7 protein-coding genes and 5 pseudogenes are annotated in these 6,675 nt (G+C 57.3%); 3 read left to right on the forward strand and 9 right to left on the reverse strand.

Annotated features, from left to right (window positions below; genetic code table 11):
- Window positions 1-107 precede the first annotated feature (107 nt).
- Both GGI60_RS31420 and GGI60_RS31425 read right to left on the reverse strand, forming a co-directional pair.
- Window positions 108-587 (reverse strand): annotated as a pseudogene (locus GGI60_RS31420) (integrase catalytic domain-containing protein); the annotation flags it as partial.
- Window positions 588-985: 398 nt separating this feature from the next.
- Window positions 986-1,471: a GNAT family N-acetyltransferase gene (locus GGI60_RS31425; protein ID WP_183920472.1), complete on the reverse strand. Its 486-nt coding sequence runs from the start codon at window positions 1,469-1,471 to the stop codon at window positions 986-988.
- A gap of 305 nt (window positions 1,472-1,776) precedes the next feature.
- Here GGI60_RS31425 and GGI60_RS31430 point away from each other — a divergent pair, with 305 nt between their 5' ends.
- From GGI60_RS31430 to tnpB (GGI60_RS31440), 3 genes are all read left to right on the forward strand, one after another.
- Entirely contained in the window at window positions 1,777-2,289 is a 513-nt protein-coding gene (locus GGI60_RS31430) for a GNAT family N-acetyltransferase (RefSeq protein ID WP_183920470.1), read from the forward strand.
- Window positions 2,290-2,453: 164 nt separating this feature from the next.
- Window positions 2,454-2,603, forward strand: a complete 150-nt coding sequence (locus GGI60_RS31755; RefSeq protein ID WP_210314644.1) for a hypothetical protein — start codon at window positions 2,454-2,456, stop codon at window positions 2,601-2,603.
- A 3-nt stretch (window positions 2,604-2,606) separates the two neighbouring features.
- Window positions 2,607-2,951 (forward strand): IS66 family insertion sequence element accessory protein TnpB, encoded by a 345-nt coding sequence (tnpB, locus tag GGI60_RS31440; RefSeq protein WP_183920468.1) that lies wholly within the window; start codon window positions 2,607-2,609, stop codon window positions 2,949-2,951.
- Between the two features lie 21 nt (window positions 2,952-2,972).
- On the opposite strand, the pseudogene GGI60_RS31760 reads toward tnpB (GGI60_RS31440), so the two are convergent.
- The 7 genes and pseudogenes from GGI60_RS31760 to GGI60_RS32880 all read right to left on the reverse strand — a co-directional run.
- A pseudogene (locus tag GGI60_RS31760) lies at window positions 2,973-3,259 on the reverse strand (ATP-binding protein); the annotation flags it as partial.
- Window positions 3,260-3,531: 272 nt separating this feature from the next.
- A complete protein-coding gene (locus tag GGI60_RS31445) occupies window positions 3,532-4,431 on the reverse strand; it encodes a zinc ribbon domain-containing protein (protein ID WP_210316835.1) in 900 nt (299 codons plus the stop codon).
- Between the two features lie 30 nt (window positions 4,432-4,461).
- A pseudogene (locus GGI60_RS32715) lies at window positions 4,462-4,569 on the reverse strand (hypothetical protein); the annotation flags it as partial.
- Window positions 4,570-4,633: 64 nt separating this feature from the next.
- Window positions 4,634-5,336, reverse strand: a pseudogene (locus tag GGI60_RS31450) (IS66 family transposase zinc-finger binding domain-containing protein); the annotation flags it as partial.
- Window positions 5,337-5,403: 67 nt separating this feature from the next.
- Window positions 5,404-5,757: an IS66 family insertion sequence element accessory protein TnpB gene (gene tnpB / locus GGI60_RS32410; protein ID WP_183920464.1), complete on the reverse strand. Its 354-nt coding sequence runs from the start codon at window positions 5,755-5,757 to the stop codon at window positions 5,404-5,406.
- Window positions 5,754-6,135 (reverse strand): annotated as a pseudogene (locus GGI60_RS32720) (IS66 family insertion sequence element accessory protein TnpB). Before GGI60_RS32720 ends, tnpB (GGI60_RS32410) begins: the two are co-directional and overlap by 4 nt.
- Before the next feature lie 159 nt (window positions 6,136-6,294).
- A complete protein-coding gene (locus tag GGI60_RS32880; protein ID WP_409527289.1) occupies window positions 6,295-6,555 on the reverse strand; it encodes a hypothetical protein in 261 nt (86 codons plus the stop codon).
- Window positions 6,556-6,675: the final 120 nt, after the last annotated feature.

The following is a 6,675-nucleotide window of genomic DNA, read 5'->3' on the forward strand; positions in this document are numbered from 1 at the left end:
AAAACGGCATCGTCGATCTTGTCCTCATCGATCTCCATCAACCGACGTTACCACGCGCGGCGCCCGAAATCCCGCGGCCCTGCTCGGATGGATACGTTGAAAGAAATTGATGAATAAAGCTTGGCTAGCTCCCGTGTGGCTTGCAGTCCCTCGACGCGCCGGTATCCAACGATCTTACGCACGATCGCTCCATTCTTCCGCTCGACAAATGCCTGATCATTCTTCCGGTAGGGGCGGCAACGGGTGAGTTCGATATTATCGCGCAAGCAATACTCATGAACGCTCTCGTTCATGAAGACGCTGTCATTGTCGGTGTCGAAGCCGAGGAGCGGGAACGGCAGTAACTTGCGTAGTTCGGCCAACGCTGTGATCAGTACCGTTTGGTCGCGAACCAGCAGCGGCGCGCATTCCGTCCAGCCCGTGGCGACATCGGTCAACACCAGCGTTTGCGAGAAAGCACCCTTCGCGTAGGGGCCAGAGTGAAAAACGAGATCCGCCTCGACAAAGCCGGGTGCGGGATCACCCCAATCTGAGAAAGTCCGAACGGGAACACTACGCCGGATCGCCGTTGATCCTTTCCGGCGCCGCGGCCCCCGGAAGATCATGGAAGCGTTTGCTGATTCTTTGTCTCGGGTACTACGAGCCGCATCGACGACCGCCTCGCGTTATTTTTCCGATGTTCGACTGAGGGCTTCGCATAAACGGGAGGTAAGAGGCGGAACCTCTTGACCTTGCCAATCTCATGTGCCTGATAGTTCGGTGGTCGCAAAGACCGCGTGACAGTTCCTCGCCTCCGCACGACAACCGCGCCATTGCTTTCAGCGGCATGAACCTGAAACACTCACTTTGCCAGTTCAAGGCCCCCTTCATGGATGCAATCTCCTCTAAGTGACGTTCTACGACCATCACTCTGGCACATTGCGATACTGTCGGGAGAGGCATCCACTCCAACCCCTCGCGTATACATGTTCGCCGATTTGCAACTTTATCGCAATTTCTTCCACAGCCAAACGTCGTTGTGCCATTCACCATGGATGCATGTCGCCTCGTGAAGCACCACGACCTGCCGAAAGAAGACATTGGCACTCTTCATACTGGGCGTATTTCTCTCATTTACACGCGATACCAGTAGCCGAAATCCTAACTTGGTTGCAGTTTTGACCAATTGTGCATGCATCAGTTTGCCAATTCCTTGTCCTCGATGATTCTCATCAATGTAGCGCGATGTCTCGGCTACACCCGCATATTCAGGGCGCACAGAAAACCTACTCAATGAGCACCAGCCGATCACTGTGCGATCAATCTCATAGACGAATGCAGGATATGGCTCTTGATGTTCGCTCAACCAAGAAATCCGTTCGTTGTGAGTGTCGGGAGCAATTTGACTTATAGCAAAGATGCCGGGCTTCATCGCCTGATTGTAGATCTTCGCCATGTCACCGGCATCGGCATAAGTTGCACGTCGAAACATTTATCTAACTTATCCGTCCATGTTTAGGCGGGCAACAAGGCATTCTACGGTGCGTTGTGTGCCTCAGCATCGATGTAGGGTCTATCAATGACAACTCGGCGTCCGCCCCTACGCCAGATTCTTCGTTAAGCCTAGAGCGCGGATATCGCGATCCGTCGTTTAACACACCTAACAAACAACGGGCAGACCTGTCTTCACAAGCTATCAGCTCGGGTAGGATTGCCTCGCGCTTTAGAGAACGTAACTGTGAGATAGATGGGGGATAGACCCGCCCACTATGCGGAAAGAGATCGGAGGATCTGCTGATGTCGTACCAAATCCGCCCGTTGGGAACAGGTGACCTGCCAAGCGTCACAAACATCTATAACGCGGCGTGTTGCGCAGGGGAATCAACACAAGGAACTCGCCCCTGGAGCATCAAAAAAATGAGAGAATTTCTGTTCGAAGCACGTCCGTCATTTGAGACCTATATATGCGTTGACAACGATGCCGTCGTCGGCTGGACAGCGCTCACGAGATTTCGCGTCGCGGAAAATGCTAGGCACACAGCCGAAATGTCGCTCTATGTCCAAGAGACATTTCGTCGGAACGGAATTGGGTCGACTCTTGCGCAAACTGTTCTGAATCGAGCAAGTGTGCTCGACCTGCACTGCATTTTCGCAATGGTTTTTAAAGATGCGCCCGGCGTCATCTCTTTTGCGAAGACGAAATGTGGATTTTCAGTCGCTGGATGCCTTCCAGAGATTTTTTACGACCGTGGAAAGCATTACGACGTCTTGGTTCTTGAAAAGCTCGTATCATCGCCATTGAGGTTTTGACGGCTGAGCCGGTTCGGTCTCGACGCCGGTCGGACGAAGATTAGGCTTGTCGCGGAGGCGTTTCCGCCTGGTGGCAATGTTTCGGCGACTGCGCGTTCTGAGGGGACCCGTCGCAGCGCTATGCGTGGCGTCGCAAGGCGCTTTCGTCCGGAACGGTTGCCCCGTTGACGGAGGGACCGAGAAAACCAGACAAGTTCACGCGCTTTGAAGCGGTGAACAGTTCGGTGGTGGAAATTGTGGTGAGCGATGTCGTGGTGCGGGCCGGTGGTGATGTTGACCTCGATCACCTCGTCAAGGTTCTCGGCGGTTCGTAAGGGATGATCGCGTCTGGTGTGGTGGTCTATGTGTCGTGCCAGCCGGTCGACTTCCGCAAGGGAGCCGCCTCCTTGATGGCGCTGGTGAGGGATGGCGGTCTCAACCCGTTTAATGGTGCGCTCTACGTATTCCGGTCGGAGCGGGCAGATCGTATTCGGATCGTCTGGTGGGACGGCAGCGGGGTCTGCCTCTATTCGAAAGCCCTAGAAAAGCAAAGCTTCTTCTGTCCCAGGATCTCGGCGGCACGGATGCGCCTGGACCATTCTCAGCTGATGGCGTTGCTGGCTGGAATCGATTGGAAAAAGATCCGCCCGGCCAAGATCAGGCGGCCTTTGTTAACGGGCTGACAGCGCCTGCGGCACGATGAATCATGCTGTCAATGCCGGGCGAAATTTCCCCAGAAGTGCCGAAGTAAAATTCCCATATGCCGCTCCCAACGACGTGGAGAATTGGGTTTTTTTCCGTGGTCTTCCGCGTGGGCGTTGCGGCGGGGTGAAAGATGGCGGGGTGATCAAAGCCTTGGATCGTACGTGTTCAGGCATCAATTCGGCATGTTGACGCAGCCTGTAACTTGATCCCTCGATTTGGACGACGACGGCATGATGCAAAAGTCTGTCGAGCAAGCTGTGGCGACCACCGCGTCACCAATGATTTCATGATGCCTGTTTCCTCGATCGTCTATTGTGTTGAGCGCGAGAGCGCAGAATGTCGATCTGGTCCTCCATCAATTGGATATACCATGGTTGTCCTTTCACTAGCTGCCGACCTTGAATCAGGCCGCGTGCCGGGTATTTGAAGATGGTCTGTGGCGTAATGCCAAGAGCTACAGCAGCTCCTTGGACGGAATAGGTTCCGTCTGGCCATCGGAAGGGATTGGGACTCGTTCCGTTGATTGGCCGTGGGAATACCCCAGCGTCTGCGCAAGATCTAGACATTGTCACCTTTGAAGGCGCAATTCTGTGCGGCAAGGAAGCCTTCCGGGTTCAGCGCCGACGCGATTTCCTTGTCCATTTTGCCTGCGGCGTTCAGCTCCGTCACGCGCGTTCGTAATTTGTCGATATTGAGGTAGTCGCCGTAGGTGTGAACTCTCCTCTGGAGAGAGTGCTCGCTCGTCGCTCCCGTTTGCCACAGGATCTTGAACCAGACCTGTCCTTGCAGCCGTTTCTGGTCGAGAACGACCTCGCAGATAATGAGGCGCAAGATGCTCTTTCGCTCGGCCGCCGTGGTCGATGGGGCACGCCAGATGCTAGGCAGGTTCTCGCCGAGTGCCGGTAACCCGTCGCGATCTGCCTCGCTCAGGACGAGGGGCTCGTCAGACCGCCACCGTTCATAGTTCTGCTCGATGGCATCGGCTGCGCGCAACTTTTCCTCCCCTCCTCGTTCCAGCGAACGGCCCACCAAGCGGTCCTCAGGCTCGACTGCATCATATTGGCGCCGTGCCCTTTCCGCCTCGTAGCGCGCACGTTCGCGCCGCAGAGCCCATTGACGCTCGAGTTGACGTGCCTCCTCTTCCCTCTGGCCCAGTGCGGCGACGGCGATAGCGATCCTGTCCGGCGTCAGAGCTTGGAGTAGAATGCTTTCGACGCGTGCATCGACCGGCAGAGCGCGCACCTCCTGGCATAACGGCCCTCCGTCGTGGCCGCGGTCGGCGCGGCATGTGTAGACGGGATAGTTTCCAGCAGGGCCGCTATAGCGCAAACTCATCCGGCGACCGCACCGCCCACAGACAGCGATGCCCAGCAGCAGTGCGGCCCCCTTGCGCGGCGCGCCCGAATGGCCGGCTTCGTAGTGGTTGATGTTGTTCTCCAATCGCCGTTGGTTCTCCATGAACTCCTCCCAGTCCGCGATGGGGACCGTAGTCGTCCGCGGACGATAAACGTCCTGACGAACGCGTCCGCCAGTCTGCCGCCGCCGACCATAGACAAAGGCCCCAGCATAGCCGGGATTATGGAGAATGCTGTGCACGCGCGGGTTGCTGGCGTCACGCCCACTTCGTGCGGCGCCGGACCACGAAGGGGACGCATTGGCAACGGCAAATTCTCCTTTCCTGACGGTTGAGCGGCATATGTTCGGAATGCTTGGACACGCCGATCTGCGCCAACAGGGCTTCGGTCGGCCAGCTACCTTCCAGCAGATGCGCCGGCGCTTTGGCCTGAACCACGCCCGTGCGGCCCTTGGGGCAAGCGTATTTAGGACGGATCGTGACGATCACCTGGTAGCAAGCCGGAATTTGGTCGAGCCGTTCCGTCCGATCTTCGCCGATCCGCACCATGTTGCCGCAACCGCAGGGGGCAAGCAATGCTATCGGGCTCGATTACCCGCTCGACCCGCGGCAGGTTCTGCGGCAATGCGCGTGCTTTGCGCTCCTTGCGAGGAACAGCCTTTTCGGGATCGACTGCGCTGGCCGCGATCTTTTCCTCGACGAAGGCGATCTGGGCCTGTGTTTCGGCAATCGCCGATTCAAGATCTTCCAGCGCCAATTCCATCTGCGTCGGATCGAGCTTTTCCGATTTCGGCCCAAACTTCGTGCGCCGATAGTCCTGAACCTGGCTCTCCAGCTTCTCGATCAATTCCTTCAGCTCGGTGATGAAGGCGTCCTTCTCGGCCACCACCGCCTGCTTATGCTGACGTGCCGCACGCTCGACCGACAGCTCGAACTGAACCGCCGCAAAGGCGTTCAATACCTCGGGAGGAAGGTCCGGGAACTGGCTGTGATCGATCGGCTGCGACATGCAGCTTCATAGCAAGTTGAAGCAGAAAAGCCCAACAAAACAACAACGCCAAAAACGAGCCAGTGAGTCATCCTGCCGCAGCCGGCGCTGTCACCCGTTGCGCCATCACCCGCCGCCAATCGAGCCCTTCGAACAAGGCTTCGTATTGAGCCCGCGAAAGGCGCATCGTTCCATCCTGCACCTTGGGCCAGGCAAAGTTGCCCTGCTCCAGAACCTTGTAGATCAACACCATTCCGGTGCCGTCCCACACCAGGATTTTCAGGCGATCCCCGCGCTTCGACCGGAAGATCACCGTCACCCCCGAATGCGGATCAAGCTTCAACTCGCTCTGCACCATCAATGCCAGAGCCTGATGGCCACAGCGAAAGTCCACCGGCCGTGTTGCGATCAGGATCGGCAATCGTTGGCCCGCGACGATCACACCATCCCTCGCATCGCCCGCACCAACGCAGCAACCCGATCAACCGGCACATCCCCGGGAACCCGCACCACGAGGTCTGAGCCGATTTCTAATGTGACGATCCCCGAACTGGCCTCGATTGCATCCGCTATCGGCAAAGCATCGGCAGGCCGCCGCGGCTCCGTCGTAATCGCCAAAGGCACAAAGGCAGGCTCAAATGGCTCGCTGTTCTCGCAAAGCAAGGCTGGCACCAGCTCCGCAGGCAACGTCAATGACCCGCGCACCCGGCTGAAGGCTCTCTGCTACAATTCGCGCCTTCAGATCATTAGGCCACCGCCGGTTTCCACGACGGGCCTCGACAACCTCGAAGCGCCCAACAAACCCCTCATCATCCGCCATGCCAAATCTCCAGCTCTTGCCGGAGCCGTTCTGGCACGGACCTCAATGCTCAGGAATATCCGGATTCAATGGGATGGAGGCGGCGCTTACACCAATGCTGGTTCTAATGCCAGAACATCGCCCGATTTGCCCGATCAGCAAAATCCGCTCGCCGGACGCTTACGAACGGAAGGTAACCATGCTGTTTAAGTGGCGCATCAATGTGAGCAGGGTTCGAACGCTGATGCGAGGCGCCGACTTCGACTCGCTCCGCGCTTCCGGCCAAGCGGCTGCAAGATCGGTTGCTGATCGGCGAATTGAACGGCGGCGTCCGTCAGGTAATCGAACGACAAGCGCGCTCCGGCTGATGGTGACCTGCCGCTCAGTCGACAGGCGCCCGACCATTTCATCGAGCGTCACGTCCTTGCGATCATCGATCATTTCGATAACAAACGCCTCATGTGCATCTAGATGTGGAGCCTCAACAGGTTGTCCTTGATTAGGCCGAGTCTACTGACGGGCGGTTTGGATTGTAGGCTGCCGTGCGGGCGATGCCAATTG

This window comes from Rhizobium lentis (assembly GCF_014200175.1).
Classification (GTDB): Bacteria; Pseudomonadota; Alphaproteobacteria; order Rhizobiales; family Rhizobiaceae; genus Rhizobium; species Rhizobium mulingense.